Origin of the sequence: Mesorhizobium sp. WSM4312 (assembly GCF_002294875.1) — a bacterium.
In the GTDB taxonomy this organism is placed as follows: Bacteria; Pseudomonadota; Alphaproteobacteria; order Rhizobiales; family Rhizobiaceae; genus Mesorhizobium.
Genome location: NZ_NSFU01000006.1, coordinates 222804 through 239482 on the forward strand (window position 1 = coordinate 222804; position 16679 = coordinate 239482).

Consider the following 16679-nt stretch of genomic DNA (forward strand, 5'->3'; position numbering starts at 1 on the left):
TCAGCCTTCCAGCTTCTGCAGATGCTGTTCGAGATAGGGCCGCAAATGCTGATGCTGCGTCGGCAGCTTCAGCGCTTCACCCAGATGCGCGGTGTCTTCATCCCTGTCGAAACCCGGCTCGTTGGTGGCGACTTCGAACAGCACGCCGCCCGGCGTGCGGAAGTAGATCGCCCAGAAATAGTCGCGGTCGATCACCGGCGTCACCCCGTAGCCCGTATCCATCAACGCCTTGCGCACTTCGAGCTGCTTGGCGCGGTTCTCGACGGCGAAGGCGACGTGATGCACCGAGCCGGCGCCAAGGTCGGCGAAGGCCGCGGTCGGCAGCGATTCGATATCGACGACATCGGCGCCGTTGCCGTTCTTCACGGCAAGCCGTCTGACATTGCCCGATTTGTCGACTTCCTCGTAGCCCATGAATTTCAACAGCTCCTCGGTGGCGCCGCCATCCTTCAGCCTGAGCGAAACCGAGTGAAAGCCGCGGATCGCCTCGTCGGTCGCGATGCCGCCTTTGGCCCACGGCGCTCTGCTATCGGCCTTGTCCTCGACAAGCGCGAAACCGTCGCCATCGGGGCCGGCGAATCTGAGGCGCTTCTCACCAAAACTCTCCTCGCGGGAAACACCGCTCACGCCTTCGTCGCCGAAGCGCTTTTCCCAATAGGCGAGCGTGCCTTCCGGCACTGAGTAGACCGTGGTGCCGACTTCGCCGACGCCGGGACGGCCCTTGCCGATGTTGGGAAACGGAAAATAGGTCATCACCGAACCGGGCGTGCCAACCTCGTCGCCATAATAAAGATGGTAGACGTCGGGCGCGTCGAAATTGACCGTCTTCTTGACGCGGCGCAGGCCGAGCTTGTGGGTGAAGAAATCATTGTTCTGCCGGGCATCCCTGGCCATCGAGGTGACGTGATGGAGACCCTTGATCTGGTCGAGCATTGTCTTGCTCCTTCCCTTGTTGTTTGTGCGGCCCTCGCCGCTGTCCACGCCAATATGAGGACGCGACCGCTTGCGGCAAAGGCGCCAAACACAGAATGGACTGTGCTGTAAAAGTGAACGATGGAAAGAATTTTGTTCACCAATCGACTAACACGGGCGGTCTTGCGCCCTTGGCGGAAATCGGTTCCATGAATGGCATTCGACCATGCAGCGAAAGGTATCGCGAGTGACAGGAAAAGCCAGGCGCCCGAACGTTCTCCTGATCACTTGCGACCAATGGCGCGGTGACTGCGTGTCGGCCGCCGGCCATCCCGTGGTGAAGACGCCGAATGCCGACGCGCTGGCCGCCGAGGGCGTGCTGTTCAAGCAGCACTATGGCGGCGCGGCCCCTTGCTCGCCAGCGCGTGCCTGCCTCTACACCGGCCTCTACCAGATGAACAACCGCGTCTGCCGCAACGGCTCACCGCTCGACGCCCGTCATGGCAACATCGCGCAGCACGCGCGCGGCATCGGCTACGATCCAACGCTGTTCGGCTACACCGACGTGTCGCTCGACCCGCGCCTGCTGGCTTCAGGTGATCCGAGGCTGAAAACCTATGAAGGCGTGCTGCCCGGATTCACTGTGCGCCAGCTGCTGCCGGAGCATCAAAAGCAGTGGCTCTCCTGGCTGAAGCAGCAGGGCATCGATGCCAGCGCCGGTTCTCCCGACATCCACCGTCCTGCCGGCGAGGAAGACGATGACAGCGTGACCGAGGCGCCGCCAATCTATTCGAAGGACCATACGCCGGCGGCTTTCCTTGCCGGTGAGTTCATCCGCTGGCTCGGCGAGCAGGAACAGGCCACGCCCTGGTTCGCGCATCTGTCCTTCATCAGCCCGCACCCGCCCTTCATCGTGCCAGAGCCCTACAACACGCTATACGATCCGGCCGACGGCCCGGCCTTCCACCGTGCGGAAAGCTGGCGGGCCGAAGCGCAGGGCCATCCCTATCTCGCCTATGATCTCAGCCGGCGGTATCGCGCGAATTTCCGCCCCGGCGCCGCTGGCAAGGTGCACGACTGGAGCGAGGATGATTTCCGCCGCATCCGGGCGATCTATTACGGCATGATCTCGGAGGTCGACACCCAGCTTGGCCTGATATGGCAGGCGCTCAAGCTTTCAGGCGCGTGGGACGACACCATCATCGTTCTCACCTCGGACCATGCCGAGATGATGGGTGACCATTTCATGCTGGGCAAGGGCGGCTACTTCGACGGCAGCTACCACATCCCGCTGATCATTCGCGACCCGCGGCATCGCAAGGCGGCCGGCAGCACGGTCGATCGCTTCACCGAAGCGGTAGACATCTTGCCCACGCTTATGGACCTACTTGGCGAGCCCCCTGAACCGCATCTCGACGGATGCTCGCTGAAACCATTCCTGAGCGGCGGAAGCCCCGCCACCTGGCGCGACGCCGCGCATTGGGAGTTCGATTTTCGCTCGATCGCAGACGGCGACGCCGAAGCGCATTTCGGCATTGCCTCGCGCCAGTGCAACCTGGCGGTCATCCGCACCAAAAAATTCAAATACGTGCATTTTGGCGGCGGTTTGCCGCCTTTGCTTTTCAACGTCGAGGCAGACCCTGGCGAACTGACCAACCTCGCCACCAGCCCTGCGCATCTGTCCACCCGTCTGCAATTCGCCGAGCAGCTTCTCGCCTGGCGCGCCGAACATCTCGACCAGTCGCTGGCGCTGGCGGAGCTGACGGAAAATGGCGTGGTGGGACATGTGAGCAAGGGAATAGGCAGTAGGCAATAGGGCGCGCCTACTGCCTACTGCCCTACTGCCTACTTCACAATCAACCGCTGCTCGTCGCGCTTCTCGGCATAGCTGCCCTTGTCATAGGCAGGCTGCGCCTCGAGCTGTTCCTTGGTGAAGGTCGTGTAGAGGTACTTCTTGCCGTTCTTGTCGGTCATGAACTTCAGATTATCCAGGCCGACCGCCACCTCTTTCTCGCCGATGCCGAGGAAGCCGCCGACGTTGACGATCACCGCATCCGTCTTCTTGTCGGGCGTCAACACAACATCGCCGATCTCGCCGACCTTGGCGTCATTGGCGCCGTAGACCGTGGTGCCCTTCAGATCGTCGGCCTTGATTTCGCCGACCGGCATCGCGGTCAGTTTGGACTTGTCGATGGCGGCGGTCTGCGTCTGGTCAGGAGCGGTGGCATCAGGGGTCGTAGCCGCTGGTGCTGCGGCCGTCTTGTCCGCTGGGGCGGCGGCGGGAGCGGTGGTCGCGGCCGGAGCTGTTGGCGCCGGCTCATTCGATGCCGTCGTTGCCGGTGCCGGATCATAGGCCTTGCGGTTGAAATCCGGCTGCGCCTGCAGCTCTTCCTTGGTGGTCTGCGCCACCAGCCAGCGGTCGCCGTTCTTCTCCGCCCACTGGGCCTTGTTGAAATCATAGGTGACATTCTTGGCGCCGAGGCCAAGGAAGCCGCCCACGCCGATCACCAGCGATTCGGCCTTGCCTTCCTTGGACAGCACGATGTCGTTGACGCTGCCGATCTTCTGCGCGTCGTCGCCGGTGCCGTTGTAGACAGTCTCACCAATGATGTTGGTGGCTAGGTTGCCGTCGGCGCGCTTCACCGGCTCGGCCGGAGCGGCTGCGGGAGCCTGTGCGGTATCCGTCGTCGCAGGCGCTTTCGGTGCTGCCGCGTCGGTGGAAGTGGCAGGAGCCGGCGCAGGCCCGTAGGGCTTGCTGTCGAACTCCGCATGCGCCTTCAGTTCGTCCTTGCTTGTCTGGGCCACCAGCCAGCGGTCGCCGTTCTTTTCGGCCCATTGCAGCTTGTCATAGTCGAAGGCGACATTCTTCGCCCCGACGCCCAGAAAGCCGCCGACGCCGATGACGACGGATTTGGCCATGCCGTCTTTGTCGAAGACGACATCGGTGACCTTGCCGATGTTCTCGGCGTCGTCGCTGGTGCCGTTATAGACGGATTCTCCAATGATGTTGGTGACGATGCTGCCTTCGGCGCGCGCCACCGGAGCGGCCGCGGCCGGCTCCTGAACGGACGGTGCGGCAGGTGCGGGGGTCGTCGTGCTCTGCGCGAACGCGCCGGTCGCGATCAACGTTGCGAGTGCGGTCGTGGTAAAAAGGGTGCGTATCATGGTAGTCTCTCCTGGTGCCTGACTTCATGCACGCCGCGCCCGATTGAACCGTCGCTGGGAAGATCGGGCGCGGCATCTCCACGGGTTCACAACGTCGTGACCATGCCGTTGTTCCGACAAAACTGGCGTGGATTTCGCGCCGGAAAAACACGCAGCAGTTGCGCGGGCGCTGATGAACACGCGCTGAATTGCGCCGTTTCCAGCGGAACCTTTCCGGTATCGCCACGTTTCAGCCTGTGGCTGGGTTCGTCCTGGCCCGTTTTGACATAACGGAGCGGGGCATGAAATTTGCAGCGGTGCTGAACCGGGATGGCGGCACCTTGCGCGCCACCGACCTCGCCGCCTTCTCCGACCGGATGCGCCAGACGCTGGAAACGGCAGGCCATTCGCTGAGCATCGACGTGGTTGCCGGCAAGGACGTCGTGGAGAGCCTCGACAGCGCCGCCTCGCGCGGCACCGTCGATGTCGTGCTGGCGGGTGGCGGTGACGGAACCATTTCAGCGGCGGCCGCGAGGCTGATGGGCAAGAAAAAGGCGCTCGCCATCTTGCCGGCCGGCACCATGAACCTGTTCGCGCGTGGCCTCGGCATTCCGCAGTCGCTCGATGCCGCGCTGAAATCCTTCGCCGACGGTGAGATCATCGCCGTCGACATGGCCACCGCCAATGGCCGTCCCTTCGTTCATCAATTCTCGATCGGCATGCATGCGAAGATGGTGCAACTGCGTCAGGGAATGGAATTCGGCTCGCGCCTGGGCAAGATCGGCGCTTCGGCCAAGGCGGCATGGGCGACAATCAAGAACCCGCCGGCGATGAACGTCACGCTCGCTATCGGCAGGGCCGAGATGACGGCGCGCATCTCAGGCATCGGCGTCACCAACAATCTGTTCGGTGAAGGCCATCTGCCCTATGCGGACAATCCTTCGGGCGGCGTGCTCGGCATCTACGTCACGGTGGCGCAACAGCGCGCCGAACTGATGAAATTCCTATTCAACGTGGCGCGCGGAAAATGGCGCGACAATGAACATGTCGAGATCCACCAGGCTGACCGCGCCGTCCTGAAAATCCATTCCGGCAGCAGAAAGTTCCGCGCCGTCATGGATGGCGAACTGGTCAGGCTCGAGCCTGAGACGACGATCGAAATCCAGCCCGGCGCGCTGAATGTCCTGGTGCCGGCCAGCATTGCCGCGGCAAAGGCCGCCTGATGAAATCTCCAACCGTGACGGCCGAAAATCTAGCCGCTCGGCGCACTTCCTTGCTGCGTCGCCGGTGTCTTGGCCACCTCGCCATAGATTTCGGCAATGCCCCAGGCTGCAAAGGCCAGAAGCAACGCGGCGATCAGGATGCGCAGGCCGTGCCAGCCCCACCGCCCCTGCCGCGCTTTGTCCTCGGGAATGATCTTGGGCATGGCCGGTCCTTGTTTCGTTTTGCGCCCGTTGGCGCACTCGGCAAATCACGGTCGGGTAACGGTTCCTCGCTAGGATGGTTCCGGGGCAAGCTTGTCACGGGCCGGTGCGTCGGCAGGACGGCGAAGACCGGCATGGGCATTTGGGGTTTGGGGTGGATAACCAGGTAGAAATACGAGCGAGCCTGCCGGCTGAGGTGGCGCTCGCGGTCAATTCCGAAGACCGGCTGGACGTGCTGCACGGGCTGGACATGCTCGATACGGCGGCTGACCCGGATTTCGACCGCATCACCGGCCTTGCCGCGGCCGTGATGCGGGCGCCCACCGCCCTTGTCACGCTCGTCGATGTCGAGCGGCAATGGTTCAAGTCGTGCTTTGGTCTCGACGAAACCGAAAGCGCGACCGGCATCTCCTTCTGCGCCCATGCCATCGCCGCCGGCGACGAGCCCATGGTGGTGACGGACGCAGCGACGGACCCGCGTTTCAGAACCAACCCGCTGGTCACCGGCAAACATCATGTGCGCTTCTATGCCGGCGCGCCGATGGTGGTGGCAGGCGCCAGGATCGGCACGCTGTGCGTGCTCGACCGCAAACCGCATGCCTATCCCTCCGGGGCCAAGCTCGACCAGTTGAAGACGCTGGCCGGCCTCGCCGCCAGCCTGTTCACCTTGAAGCACGCCACCCGCAGCGGCGCCATGGCCGAGGCAGCCCTGGCGCGCGAGGAAAAGCGGCGCGCCATCGCGCTCGATGCCGCTTCGCTCGCCAGCTGGGCATGGGACATCCGCACCGACATGATCGAATGCGATGTCCGCCTGTCGGAACTGTTCAACCTGCCGCGCTCCACCCGGCTGCGGGCGCACGACATCCTGACCGCCATCGATCCGCGCGATGTCTACCAGACCGAAACCCGCTTTCGCGATGCCCTGTCCGGCAGCGACGACTATTTCGGCGAATACCGGGTGAAAGGTTTTCATCCGCCGCGCTGGGTGGCCACGCGCGGCCGCGTCATCGAACGCGACGGCGACGGCAAGCCGACGCTGATCTTCGGCGTCAACTACGACATCTCCGAACGCAAGCTCGGCGACGAGCGGCAGCGGCTTCTGCTGCGCGAGCTCAACCACCGCGTCAAGAACACGCTGGCGACCGTCCAGGCGCTGGCGACGCAGACCGTGCGTCATGCCCGCCAGCCAAGCGAATTCCTCGAAGCCTTCGGCGCCCGGCTTCAGGCGCTGGGCATCGCCCACAACCTTTTGTCCGACCGCGAGTGGCGCGGCATCGGCATCCGCGAACTCGTCCAGATCGAGATCAGGCCGTTTGACACCGCCGACCAGCCGCGCATCGCGATCTCCGGCGCCGATCTCTTGCTATCGCCGGACCAGGCCGTCGGGCTCGGGCTTATCCTGCATGAACTGGCCAGCAACGCGCTGCAACATGGATCGCTGTCGATTGCATCGGGCAAGGTCGCCCTCGACTGGAAGACGCAAGGCAGGAAGGGCAAGCGCCGCCTTGTGCTGACCTGGCGCGAAAGCGGCGGCCCTGAAGTCGCCCCGCCGGAGCGCCACGGCTTCGGCTCGATCCTCATCCGCCGCAGCCTGGCCAAGGTCATCTCAAGCGAAGTGACCCATGAATTCCGGCCGGAAGGGGTGTTCGCCGAAATATCGATGCCGCTGGAAGATCTGTCCAAGTGAGGGATCTTTGATCTCAGGCCGGGGTGCCGGCGCTATTTCCCCTCGCCGGCATCCGGATCGTCGGGCTTCACATTCTCGCGGTAGATGGCATAGGCGGCGAGCGCCACGACCGGGCCTAGAATGACCCCGAGGCCGCCTTTTCCCTTGAGCAAGGTCGGCAGCACGGCGAGTGCGGCGGTGATGCCGATCGCCTTCATGTCGGCGCTGCGCCGCCTTGCCTCGCGGCGGGCACGGGCGCCCGACGTCAAACGATGGACCAGGAGAACGAGACCGGCGATCACCAGAAAGCCGACACCGAAGTCAAGCGCCGCGGCGAACGATCCATAGCGGGCGGCGGCCCAGATATAGGCTGCCCCGATCAGAAAGCCGAGACCGCACAAAGCCGCCAAAGCGGCGAGCGCATAGACGATGGCCGCCGTACGTACGCGACGCACGGCGGCCACGGTTTCGCCCGAGGCGAAACCCGAGAGCAGGGATGCCAGAAGTCCCATTTGGGGAACTAGCGACGCGCGAGCAGCGCGAAAAGGAAGCCGACACCGGCGGCGATCGCCAGCGACGTCACCGGCTTTTCGCGGACATTTGCCAGCAACTGCGCCTCGATGTCCTTGGCACTGCCGCGCAGGCTGTCGAAGGCGGCTTCGCCCTGCGCGCGCAATTGCTCGACGCCCTCGGTGGCCGCGCGGCGGGCAGTGCCATAGCCGTGTTCGCCAGTCTTGGCCAACTGCTTGGTGAGCTTGTCGATATCGGCCTTCAACTGCCTGATGTCGGCTTCGAGGTCCGAATTCGCCCGCGCCTCGTTGGCGGTCTTCCCTGCGGCGGTTGCCATTGCTTAACTCCTTGTGATTGCTCGATTTCAAACGCGCCTTGCGTCTCATGGTTCCGGCATCGTGGCAAACTAGCCGAAAACACGCGCATACGCACCAATCGTCGATCCATGGCCAGAAGCGTCTCAGATCAGGGGGCGACGCCCCTCGCCCAGCCCTTCCCAGCCGGCGAGCTGCTTGAGCCCTTCCGCATCGACCACCTCGCAACCGCCATCGCGCCAGAGGATCAGCTTGCGATCCATCAGTTTTCGGATCGTCTTGTTGGTATGAACCAGGGAAAGGCCAAGCGTGTCGGCGATATGTTGTTGGGTGATCGGAATCTGGATGGATTGCTTGCCGTTCAGCCCCACGACCTTGGCACGGCTGCCGATGAAGGCAATCAGATAGGCGGCGCGCTCGATCGCGCTGCGGCGGCCGACACTGAGCAGGTTCTCGTCCAGCATGCGTTCTTCGCGCGACGCGATCCAGGTGATGTCGTAGGCGAGACCCGGATGGTTGCGGTAGAGTTCATGCAGGCTGTCGCGCTCGAAGACGCAAAGCAGCATCGGCGACAGGGCCTCGACGGAATGCTGCATTTCCCCCATGACGCTGCCTTGCAGGCCGATGAGATCGCCGGGCATGAGATAGTTGAGGATCTGTCGGCGACCGTCCGGCAACAGCTTGTAGCGGAACGCCCAGCCGGACAGCACCGTGTAGAGATGGGCGCTGTGGCTTCCTTCCACGAGGACCGTGGCGCCCTTGTCGACCGCCAGTTCGCCCTTCTTGAAGCTGCTGATGAAGGCCAGTTCCTGCTTTTCGAACTCGCGGAAAACCGGCAATGGCCGCAAAGGACAATTCTCGCAAGGATACTGCCGACTGGATAAGTTACGCCCATTCTGGCCTGGCATTTCGACCCTCTTCGAAAGCCTGCCGGTCAGCAGGTGTGCCTAAACGTTTTGCCTGAATCGGAGTTCCGCGAAAGGGCATGTCTTTTTTAAATGACAGTGCGCCGAATTGCGATCATGACTCCCCAGCGTTTCAAGGAGCGAATTACCCGTGCCCCACTTGCTTGACGGATTGCGAATTCTTGTCCTGGAGGATGAATTCCTCATCGCCATGGATGTCGAGCAGCTCTGCCGCGACCACGGCGCCGGCGAGGTGGTGGTTGCCCGCGACCTGGCCGAGCTCAATGGCCGAAAGGTCGCGACGCAATTCGACGCGGCCATCGTCGATCTGATGCTGGGCGGCACATCGACGCTCGAATTCGCCGCCGGCCTGCGTGAAACAGGCGTGCCTTTCGTGTTTGCCTCCGGCTATTCCGATGCGGACGAGATCAAGGCATCCTTTCCAGGGGTGAAGCTGGTCACCAAGCCCTATTCAGGCGAAGATCTCGTCGAAGCGGTGGCGCTGGCCTATGGGCGCGGCTCTCCAGGGTGAGATAGATCCGGGTTCCGCGACCCGGATCCACCTCAATGCGCCGCAGTCCCCGTGACCTGGGCCGAGATCGCATCGGGACCGTATTCGTCCTCGCCGGAAATCTTGAGAATCTCCTGCAGGCGCGTGCGCGCCCTGCTGACCCGGCTCTTGATCGTTCCGACCGCGCAACCGCAGATTTCAGCGGCCTCCTCATAGGAAAAGCCGGATGCGCCAATGAGAATGATGGCCTCGCGCTGGTCCTCCGGCAACTGCTCCAGAGCGCTGCGAAAATCCTTGAGATCGAGTTGGCCGTGCTGGGCCGGATGCACCGCGAGCCTGGCCGTCATGATGCCGTCGCTGTCCTGCACTTCGCGGCCGCGTTTGCGCATCTGCGAATAGAATTCATTGCGCAGGATGGTGAAAAGCCATGCCTTGAGGTTGGTGCCGGGCTGGAAGCTCTCATGCTTGTCCCAGGCCTTGACCAGCGTTTCCTGAACGAGGTCGTCGGCCTTGTCCGCATTCTGCGTCAGCGACACGGCAAAGGCCCGCAAGCTCGGGATTGCCCCAAGCAGATCGGTCTTGAAGCCTTGGGAGACCGCTGCCATGCCTCAGTCCTTCTTCTGTGCGGGTTCGGCTTGTTCCAGCTGGCTGAGCAACTGGGCAAAGCGATCCGGCACATCGTCGGAGACCAGCTCGTCATAATATTGTTTGAGTTTGCGTCCGATTTCGGAGTTGGGCCCGAGCGGGTCGCCGACACCGTTCCGGCGCCTGCCCTCGGCGCCAGCCAAAATATCTTTCGTCATATCCTTCATTTCGCCCTTATATTCCCAGCACTAGGCCGCCCATACTCAAACTCAACACAAGCGGCACCCTCGTCTGGTTGCCCATCCCGACCCCAAACGCCGTTCCCGGCTTTTCGTTCCATACCGGCCGGAACTTTTTGAGAAAGCCCGCGTTGTACTGGTGGGGCTTGCAGCTTGGCCTGCATTTCGGGCAATCGCGTCATACTGAGGGAGACGTCTTATCATGAGTTTATCCGCCACCATCGCACCGCACCTGCCGTTCCTGCGCCGCTTCTCGCGCGCCGTCTCGGGATCGCAAGAGAGCGGCGACGCGCTGGTCGCTGCGATGCTTGAGGCCATCATCGCCGATGTCGACATCTTCCCCGAAGCATCGAGCGACCGTATCGCTCTTTACAAGGTCTTCGCAAAACTCTTCACGTCCGTCGCCATCCGCGTGCCGCAGGAGCAGGCCCAATCGGCGTGGGAACAGCGCGCCGCCGCCAATCTCAACGCCATCGCGCCCCTTCCGCGCCAGGCCTTCCTGCTGGTTGCCGTTGAGGGTTTCAGCGAGGACGAGGCAGCCGAGATCCTTGACGTCGGCGACCAGCAATTCTCCGAGTTGCTTGCCCAGGCAAGCAACGAGATTTCCCGCCAGGTGGCGACCGATGTGCTCATCATCGAGGACGAACCGCTGATCGCCATGGACATAGAGGAGATGGTCGAGAGCCTCGGTCATCGTGTCGTTGGAACCGCGCGCACGCACGCCGAAGCGGTGACGATGTTCGGCAAGACGCGGCCGAAAATGGTGCTGGCCGACATCCAGCTCGCCGACGGCAGTTCGGGCATCGAGGCGGTCAACGAGATCCTGTCGTCAACCTCTGTGCCGGTGATCTTCATCACTGCCTTTCCCGAACGCCTCCTGACCGGCGAGCGCCCCGAACCGGCCTTCCTGGTGACCAAGCCGTTCAATCCCGACATGGTCAAGGCACTGATCAGCCAGGCGCTGTTCTTCGACCGTCAGGCGAAGGCCGCCGCATAGGTCGCTTCCAGCCGGGAAGCCAACCCAAAGGCCGCCCGATGCGATGCGTCGGGCGGCCTTTTTGGCAAACCGGACCCATCCGTCGCGAATTTCGCGGCGCTTTGCCTCGAGCGGTTCACCGGTTTCACGGAAACGGCGAGCTGCTCTAAGTTGTTGTTTTGGCGCAATTCCCAAGGGAAAGCGCTCACATTTTTCCTGGAATTGCTCTAACGGTTTGCAAGCATCGCCTTTTTCGGCAAAGGGTGGAACAAACCGCACCCACCCACGTTTTCCATGCAGCATTCGGAAGGAGATGAACCATGCTTTACTGGGCGCTCGTATTTCTCGTTGTGGCGATTATCGCCGGCGCGCTTGGTTTCGGCGGCATCGCCGGTACATCCGCCGGCATAGCGCAGATATTGTTCTTCATCTTTCTCGCCTTCTTGGTCATTTCGCTCCTGGCCGGCCTGTTCAGACGGGCGTGAGGCGAACGCTTCTCCGAGCGAACACTGGAAGCCGCACCCCTCAAACGGTTTCCAGCCACCGCCGGGCGGTATCCTTCAAAGGAGACCGTCCGGCGGACCGTTTTTAGGGGGATGGTTTCTCGGAAACTTCATTTGGGAACCCATTTCATAGTGAGCCGTTCAGCGTGAGTTGAGTGGACAGATCGGCCGATGCGTTCCAGGAGTGAAGATAAGACGGAAGGCGCACGGAGCGACGAAGTCATCGCCATGCATCCGGCCGAAAGTGGCATGCAGCTTGGCCGGGCGCTTCTCCACGCGCTACACAATGCCGGCATTTCCGTCCTCTATCAGGACCGCGACATGAAAACCGTCTGGGCCCGCAATATGCGCGCGCCCTGGATTTCGGACAGCTCCGACGGCAATGGCATCCTGCCGATAGCGCAGGCCGACCGCATCAGCACCGCCAAGCGCGACGTGGTCGCCACCGGCAACCCGGAGCGCCTTGAGATCAGTGTCCCGGTCGAAAACGGCGTACGCTGGTTTCAGGTTTGGGTCGATGCCGACCGGGGCGACGTCGGCGACGTGCAAGGTGTCGTCACCACCATGGTCGAGACGACCGAGCAGAAGCGGCGTGAACAGACGCTGACGACGCTGCTGCGCGAGGTCAGCCATCGCTCGAAGAACCTGCTGGCGATCATCCAGAGCATCGCGACGCAGACCGGTCGCTATTCCGACGGCATCGGCGACTTCCTCACGCGCTTTCGCGGCCGGCTGCAGTCGCTCTCCTCCTCCCAGGATCTGGTGACATCCTCCAACTGGCGAGGCGCGGCCCTTCATGAACTGGTGACGAGCCAGGTCGGGCGCTATGGGACGAACACATCGCACAGCCTTCGCCTCCGGGGTGCCAACCCCTATCTCAATCCCAATGCCGCGCTGCATATCGGCCTGGCGATGCATGAGCTTGCCGTAAACTCGGTCAGCTACGGCGCTCTCTCCCGGCCGGATGGATTCGTCGAAGTGACCGCCAATCTCGACATCATCACCCCTGGCGAGGTTACACTCTCGCTGACATGGGCCGAAGCCATCGGAACCAATGGCGGCCGGGGGAGTCAAAAGCGATTCGGCAGCATCGCGCTGGAGCGGGTGGTGCCGGCATCCCTGAGCGGAACCGCAAGGCTCGACATCGCGGACGGCCGCCTTGAATACCGTCTTGTCGTCCCACACAGCAATTTCGAGACGCACTGAACGGCCGGCGCAATCAACGATCCTTAACCGACTGTTCACCATAAGGGCGGATGCTGTTTTACCCAGATGCCGCTGCAATCCGCTGGGTTGCGGCACGGTATGGGAGGAATGCTTGACGGTCACCGACATGAACAGACTGGAACAGGCTGCCCGTGTTTCGATGGGCGAATTCCAGGATCCCGAAGCGTCCGCGGAGCCGCTTACGCCGCATCACACATTGCTGTGGGGCATCGTCCTGGCGGCAGCCTCGACAATTCTCCTCATCGCTATGTTCCAGCTGACCTGACCGAATCCCCTGCTGGCAACAGTGCGCGCTGTTAACCGTTTGCAGCGCCGGGCACTATTCGCATGTCACGCCGCCCGCTCAGGAACTTTTGGCCGATATGGGCCGTTGTTGTGGCGAGAGGACATGTCGCCATGGAACACATCGCTGCATTGTTGCTTGTCATCGGCTGCAGCAACTCGATGACCGATTGTCGTGAGCTTCAGGTGCCGGTGAGCATTTTCGAAACCGCCGACGAATGCACTGCCGAACGACCGTTTGCCATGGGCGACGTGCAGGGGCAGGCGCAGCACATCGTCGCCAGATGTCTCGCTGTCGATCCAGCACTTGAGGATGACTACGACCAGGTCGTCTGGAAGGTGCGTCCCGACGGGAGCCTCGACGCCTCTCTTGCTATTTCCAGCCTTGTCATGGCATCGAATGCGGTGCGCCCAGAAAAAGACTATCTTAGCCAAGAATAAATTCGCGCGGCAAAGGCCGTCATTTCATGCTAAATGACTGCTGGAGCTTACCAAAGTGTGGACACAAGTGAGGAGTGACTCAATGCGGAAGATGATTATTGCCATGGTTGCGGTGGCCGCTCTCAGCGGCTGCACCACCACCGAGCAGGACGTGGTTGGCGGCGGCTTGATTGGCGCCGGCGTCGGCGGTCTGGTCGGTGGCGGCAAGGGCGCGCTGATCGGTGCGGCTGTCGGTGCCGGTTCCGGCCTGCTGGTGCGCAACCTGCGCAACGGCTATTGCCAGTATCGCGATCATCGCGGCCGGATTTACACGGCGCGCTGCAACTGATTCGGCGACAGTCGAAACTTCGATCCGGAGGCCGGTCCGCCGGCCTCCGGATTTTCCACGTATGGGCGTGCCGTTTGCCATCGCCCTGAATATTCGTCTCAGCCTGTCAGCGGAATTTTGATTTCCACCTTCAGACCGTCGGCCTGAAAATCGCGCCTGATCGTGCCGCGCAATTCGCGCGTGACGTTGAGGTCGATCAGCTTGGTGCCGAATCCGGTCTCGGCCGGCGCCTCGACTTTTTTCTTCCCGGCCTCCCGCCAGTTCAGCACCAGTGTCCGCTCCCGCCCGCGCCCTTCCACCGACCACTCGACCTTGAGCGCCCAGTCGCTCCTGAGCGAATTGGCGGAATTGCCGGCTTCGCCATATTTCAGCGCATTGGTCGCCAGCTCATGGAAGGTCAGGCCAAGCGCCTGCGTCGTGGTCTCGTCGAGCAGCACCTCCGGTCCCGACAACAACCCCTCGGGCAGGTCCTTGCCGAACACCTGGCCAAGCTCGATGCGCAGGAGGTCTGCGAGATCGGCCTTCTGCCAGCGCGAGCGCGTCAGCATGTCCTGGGAGGCTGCCATCGCCTGCAGCCTGGCCGAAAAAGACGCCGAAAACTCGTTGACGTCGGTCGCCCGCGACGCCGTCTGCCGCGCGATCGCCAGCACCCGGGTGATCGAATTCTTGATGCGATGCTTCATCTCCTGCAGCATCAGATCCTTTTCGAGCAGGCTCTTTTCGGTCGTCTCGTGCAGGCGCGAGGCCGCCTCATAGGCGCGCTCCTGAAAGCGCGCCACCAGCGCGATGGCGCCCGCCGCGAGCAGGCCGAACAGCCCCAGCATCATCGGGATGGCGCGCGACGAAGGCTGCGAGAAGGCGCTGGTCGGCCGGAACAGTACAGTCCACGGGCGGCCGGCTACCGTGATCTTGCGGGTGACCAGCAGCCGGTCGCCAAAGGCGGAGGCCGGCGGCGTCTCCGACCGGAACAAGAGATTGTCGCCGTTCACCGCGCCGTCATAGATCTCGGTGTTGACCGGCAGCAGCGGCGCGCGGCTGAGCGCGATCTGGAACAGGTCGCTGGCCCGGAAAGCCGCATAGAGAAAGCCCGCGGTCGAGGATCGCGATGCGTTGATGACCTCCGGCGCGGTTTCGACGTTGAGCCGCACGAAAACCAGGAAGCCGGGGAAGGTCTGTTTCGCGCCTGTGCCCTGGCCCAGTTGCACCAGCCCGCTCGCGTGCTGGCGGTCGTCGGCCATCGCCTTTTCGATCGCCGCGCGCCGCACCGCTTCGCTGAACATGTCGTAGCCGATGCCGCTCTGGTTGGACGGATCCAGCGGCTCGAAGAGCATGATGGGCGCGCGCCAGGGCTGCGTCGTGTCCGGATAGACCGGATGGCTGGCGCCAAAATCGTGCAGGATGTCGCGTTCGACCGCCGCCTCGTCACCTGTCTTGACCAGCCTGAGGAATCCGATGCCACGCAGGCCGGCGAAATTGTTGTCGATGTCCAGCGCGTTGAAAAACGCCTTGAACTCGCTCTGAGAAATATCCCCATTGCGGGCGTCGAACAGGGCCTGTGTCGACCGCAGCAGCGACAAATGCAGGTCGATACGGCTCTCGATCCGGTTGAGGGCGTCGTCGGCCGCCGCCTCGAACTTGATGCGGGAGGCTTCCTGTGTCGCGAAATAGGCGAACCCCGCCATGGTCATGCTGATCAGCGCTACGGCGATGAACGCAACGATTGGAAAGAGTTTCTTCAACGGATGATGCGGTCCATGAGCAATACCGGACCTTTATGGGCAAGTCATCAGGCCAACACAATGGCAAGGCCAAGCCATCGCGATCACTGGCATATCGTGTGAGCGGCAACCGGCCATGCCGATCAGCCCATTTCGGGCCGTCGGCAGGCCTCAGGCGGCGATCTTCAGCGCACCCGGCCCGGGGATGGCGCCCGGAGGACATTTGCCCAGGATGATCATGCCCAGCACCTCGTCCTGGGTGACATCGGTGGTACGCGCGGTGCCGACGACCTGGCCGTTCTTCATCACGCAGACCCGGTCGGCCAGCTCGAAGACATCGTGGATGTCGTGGCTGATCAGGAAGATGCCGATACCATCGGATTTGAGCTGCCTGACCAGTTCGCCGACCTGCGCCGTCTCCTGCGGACCAAGGGCTGCCGTCGGCTCGTCCATGATCAGGATGCGGGCGTTGAACAAGATCGCGCGCGCGATTGCCACCGACTGGCGCTGGCCGCCCGACAGCTTGATCACCGGCTCCTTGAAGCGCTGGAAGCGCGGATTGAGCCGGCCCATCACCTTGCGCGCCTCGGCCTCCATGGCAACGTCGTCGAGCGTGCCCCAGCCGGTCATCAGCTCGCGGCCGAGGAACAGATTGGCGGCGGCGTCGACATTGTCGGCCAAGGCGAGCGTCTGGTAGATGGTCTCGATGCCGTATTTCTTGGCGTCTCGCGGGTTGGAGATCGAAGCCTCCTCGCCATTGACGAAGATCTGGCCGGCATCGCGCTTGTAAGCGCCCGACAGGATCTTGATCAGCGTCGATTTGCCGGCACCGTTATGGCCGAGCAGCGCCACGACCTCGCCGGGGAAAAGATCGATCGAAGCATCGTCGACGGCGCGGATGCCGCCAAAGGCGATCGAGATGTTGCGCATGTCGATCAGCGGCGTGCCAGCGGGGGCAGTTGTGGGAGCGATTTTGTCGGCCATGATCGTTTCT

General features: G+C 62.7%; 20 protein-coding genes. 10 read left to right on the forward strand and 10 right to left on the reverse strand.

The window, feature by feature from the left end; translation table 11 throughout:
* Positions 1-933 carry a VOC family protein gene (locus CK228_RS11770; RefSeq protein ID WP_095788049.1) on the reverse strand — a complete coding sequence of 311 codons (933 nt, stop codon included), beginning with the start codon at positions 931-933 and terminating at the stop codon, positions 1-3.
* Positions 934-1159: 226 nt separating this feature from the next.
* Between CK228_RS11770 and CK228_RS11775 the strand changes: the two genes are divergently transcribed.
* Entirely contained in the window at positions 1160-2728 is a 1569-nt protein-coding gene (locus CK228_RS11775; RefSeq protein ID WP_095787963.1) for an alkaline phosphatase family protein, read from the forward strand.
* A gap of 29 nt (positions 2729-2757) precedes the next feature.
* On the opposite strand, the gene CK228_RS11780 is transcribed toward CK228_RS11775, so the two are convergent.
* The gene (locus CK228_RS11780) at positions 2758-4077 is read right to left on the reverse strand and encodes a PRC-barrel domain-containing protein (RefSeq protein WP_095787964.1); all 1320 of its coding nucleotides are present in this window, start codon (positions 4075-4077) and stop codon (positions 2758-2760) included.
* A 281-nt stretch (positions 4078-4358) separates the two neighbouring features.
* On the opposite strand from CK228_RS11780, the gene CK228_RS11785 reads away from it, so the two are divergent.
* Positions 4359-5279: a diacylglycerol kinase family protein gene (locus tag CK228_RS11785; RefSeq protein ID WP_095787965.1), complete on the forward strand. Its 921-nt coding sequence runs from the start codon at positions 4359-4361 to the stop codon at positions 5277-5279.
* 29 nt (positions 5280-5308) lie between these two features.
* Here CK228_RS11785 and CK228_RS35240 read toward each other — a convergent pair whose 3' ends face one another.
* Positions 5309-5482 carry a hypothetical protein gene (locus tag CK228_RS35240; RefSeq protein ID WP_095772162.1) on the reverse strand — a complete coding sequence of 58 codons (174 nt, stop codon included), beginning with the start codon at positions 5480-5482 and terminating at the stop codon, positions 5309-5311.
* A 152-nt stretch (positions 5483-5634) separates the two neighbouring features.
* Between CK228_RS35240 and CK228_RS11795 the strand changes: the two genes are divergently transcribed.
* Positions 5635-7167, forward strand: a complete 1533-nt coding sequence (locus CK228_RS11795; RefSeq protein WP_095787966.1) for an HWE histidine kinase domain-containing protein — start codon at positions 5635-5637, stop codon at positions 7165-7167.
* A gap of 32 nt (positions 7168-7199) precedes the next feature.
* Here the strand turns inward: CK228_RS11795 and CK228_RS11800 are convergent, their stop codons facing one another.
* The 3 genes from CK228_RS11800 to CK228_RS11810 all read right to left on the reverse strand — a co-directional run bounded on the left by CK228_RS11800 (position 7200) and on the right by CK228_RS11810 (position 8878).
* On the reverse strand, positions 7200-7658 hold the full coding sequence (locus CK228_RS11800; protein ID WP_095787967.1) for a hypothetical protein: 459 nt from the start codon (positions 7656-7658) through the stop codon (positions 7200-7202).
* 8 nt (positions 7659-7666) lie between these two features.
* Positions 7667-7993 carry a DUF883 family protein gene (locus tag CK228_RS11805; protein WP_069090305.1) on the reverse strand — a complete coding sequence of 109 codons (327 nt, stop codon included), beginning with the start codon at positions 7991-7993 and terminating at the stop codon, positions 7667-7669.
* A 123-nt stretch (positions 7994-8116) separates the two neighbouring features.
* Positions 8117-8878: a Crp/Fnr family transcriptional regulator gene (locus CK228_RS11810; protein WP_095787968.1), complete on the reverse strand. Its 762-nt coding sequence runs from the start codon at positions 8876-8878 to the stop codon at positions 8117-8119.
* A 148-nt stretch (positions 8879-9026) separates the two neighbouring features.
* Here CK228_RS11810 and CK228_RS11815 point away from each other — a divergent pair, with 148 nt between their 5' ends.
* Positions 9027-9407 (forward strand): response regulator, encoded by a 381-nt coding sequence (locus tag CK228_RS11815; RefSeq protein ID WP_245438011.1) that lies wholly within the window; start codon positions 9027-9029, stop codon positions 9405-9407.
* Positions 9408-9439: 32 nt separating this feature from the next.
* On the opposite strand, the gene CK228_RS11820 is transcribed toward CK228_RS11815, so the two are convergent.
* Positions 9440-9991 (reverse strand): RNA polymerase sigma factor, encoded by a 552-nt coding sequence (locus tag CK228_RS11820; RefSeq protein ID WP_095772158.1) that lies wholly within the window; start codon positions 9989-9991, stop codon positions 9440-9442.
* Positions 9992-9994: 3 nt separating this feature from the next.
* A complete protein-coding gene (locus CK228_RS11825; protein ID WP_010911884.1) occupies positions 9995-10198 on the reverse strand; it encodes a NepR family anti-sigma factor in 204 nt (67 codons plus the stop codon).
* Positions 10199-10412: 214 nt separating this feature from the next.
* Here CK228_RS11825 and CK228_RS11830 point away from each other — a divergent pair, with 214 nt between their 5' ends.
* From CK228_RS11830 to CK228_RS11855, 6 genes are all read left to right on the forward strand, one after another.
* On the forward strand, positions 10413-11207 hold the full coding sequence (locus CK228_RS11830; RefSeq protein ID WP_064990804.1) for a response regulator: 795 nt from the start codon (positions 10413-10415) through the stop codon (positions 11205-11207).
* Between the two features lie 299 nt (positions 11208-11506).
* Complete coding sequence (locus CK228_RS11835) at positions 11507-11671, forward strand: DUF1328 domain-containing protein (RefSeq protein ID WP_010911886.1); 165 nt, start codon at positions 11507-11509, stop codon at positions 11669-11671.
* A 189-nt stretch (positions 11672-11860) separates the two neighbouring features.
* The gene (locus CK228_RS11840) at positions 11861-12895 is read left to right on the forward strand and encodes a sensor histidine kinase (protein WP_095787969.1); all 1035 of its coding nucleotides are present in this window, start codon (positions 11861-11863) and stop codon (positions 12893-12895) included.
* A gap of 112 nt (positions 12896-13007) precedes the next feature.
* Positions 13008-13181, forward strand: a complete 174-nt coding sequence (locus tag CK228_RS35245; RefSeq protein WP_179295874.1) for a hypothetical protein — start codon at positions 13008-13010, stop codon at positions 13179-13181.
* 131 nt (positions 13182-13312) lie between these two features.
* Positions 13313-13639: a hypothetical protein gene (locus CK228_RS11850; protein ID WP_095787970.1), complete on the forward strand. Its 327-nt coding sequence runs from the start codon at positions 13313-13315 to the stop codon at positions 13637-13639.
* Positions 13640-13721: 82 nt separating this feature from the next.
* On the forward strand, positions 13722-13967 hold the full coding sequence (locus CK228_RS11855; protein ID WP_095772156.1) for a YMGG-like glycine zipper-containing protein: 246 nt from the start codon (positions 13722-13724) through the stop codon (positions 13965-13967).
* A gap of 98 nt (positions 13968-14065) precedes the next feature.
* Here the strand turns inward: CK228_RS11855 and CK228_RS11860 are convergent, their stop codons facing one another.
* Both CK228_RS11860 and CK228_RS11865 read right to left on the reverse strand, forming a co-directional pair.
* Positions 14066-15706: a CHASE domain-containing protein gene (locus tag CK228_RS11860; RefSeq protein ID WP_095772155.1), complete on the reverse strand. Its 1641-nt coding sequence runs from the start codon at positions 15704-15706 to the stop codon at positions 14066-14068.
* 150 nt (positions 15707-15856) lie between these two features.
* The gene (locus CK228_RS11865) at positions 15857-16669 is read right to left on the reverse strand and encodes an ATP-binding cassette domain-containing protein (RefSeq protein ID WP_095787971.1); all 813 of its coding nucleotides are present in this window, start codon (positions 16667-16669) and stop codon (positions 15857-15859) included.
* Positions 16670-16679 lie beyond the last annotated feature (10 nt).

What these genes read in the sequence shown, in the direction of transcription:
- CK228_RS11770 (WP_095788049.1), bottom strand. Translation starts at nt 933, where the DNA reads ATGCTCGACCAGATCAAGGGTCTCCATCACGTCACCTCGATGGCCAGG.
- CK228_RS11780 (WP_095787964.1), bottom strand. Translation starts at nt 4,077, where the DNA reads ATGATACGCACCCTTTTTACCACGACCGCACTCGCAACGTTGATCGCG.
- CK228_RS11785 (WP_095787965.1), top strand. Translation starts at nt 4,359, where the DNA reads ATGAAATTTGCAGCGGTGCTGAACCGGGATGGCGGCACCTTGCGCGCC.
- CK228_RS35240 (WP_095772162.1), bottom strand. Translation starts at nt 5,482, where the DNA reads ATGCCCAAGATCATTCCCGAGGACAAAGCGCGGCAGGGGCGGTGGGGC.
- CK228_RS11800 (WP_095787967.1), bottom strand. Translation starts at nt 7,658, where the DNA reads ATGGGACTTCTGGCATCCCTGCTCTCGGGTTTCGCCTCGGGCGAAACC.
- CK228_RS11805 (WP_069090305.1), bottom strand. Translation starts at nt 7,993, where the DNA reads ATGGCAACCGCCGCAGGGAAGACCGCCAACGAGGCGCGGGCGAATTCG.
- CK228_RS11810 (WP_095787968.1), bottom strand. Translation starts at nt 8,878, where the DNA reads ATGCCAGGCCAGAATGGGCGTAACTTATCCAGTCGGCAGTATCCTTGC.
- CK228_RS11820 (WP_095772158.1), bottom strand. Translation starts at nt 9,991, where the DNA reads ATGGCAGCGGTCTCCCAAGGCTTCAAGACCGATCTGCTTGGGGCAATC.
- CK228_RS11825 (WP_010911884.1), bottom strand. Translation starts at nt 10,198, where the DNA reads ATGAAGGATATGACGAAAGATATTTTGGCTGGCGCCGAGGGCAGGCGC.
- CK228_RS11830 (WP_064990804.1), top strand. Translation starts at nt 10,413, where the DNA reads ATGAGTTTATCCGCCACCATCGCACCGCACCTGCCGTTCCTGCGCCGC.
- CK228_RS11835 (WP_010911886.1), top strand. Translation starts at nt 11,507, where the DNA reads ATGCTTTACTGGGCGCTCGTATTTCTCGTTGTGGCGATTATCGCCGGC.
- CK228_RS11840 (WP_095787969.1), top strand. Translation starts at nt 11,861, where the DNA reads ATGCGTTCCAGGAGTGAAGATAAGACGGAAGGCGCACGGAGCGACGAA.
- CK228_RS11850 (WP_095787970.1), top strand. Translation starts at nt 13,313, where the DNA reads ATGGAACACATCGCTGCATTGTTGCTTGTCATCGGCTGCAGCAACTCG.
- CK228_RS11855 (WP_095772156.1), top strand. Translation starts at nt 13,722, where the DNA reads ATGCGGAAGATGATTATTGCCATGGTTGCGGTGGCCGCTCTCAGCGGC.
- CK228_RS11865 (WP_095787971.1), bottom strand. Translation starts at nt 16,669, where the DNA reads ATGGCCGACAAAATCGCTCCCACAACTGCCCCCGCTGGCACGCCGCTG.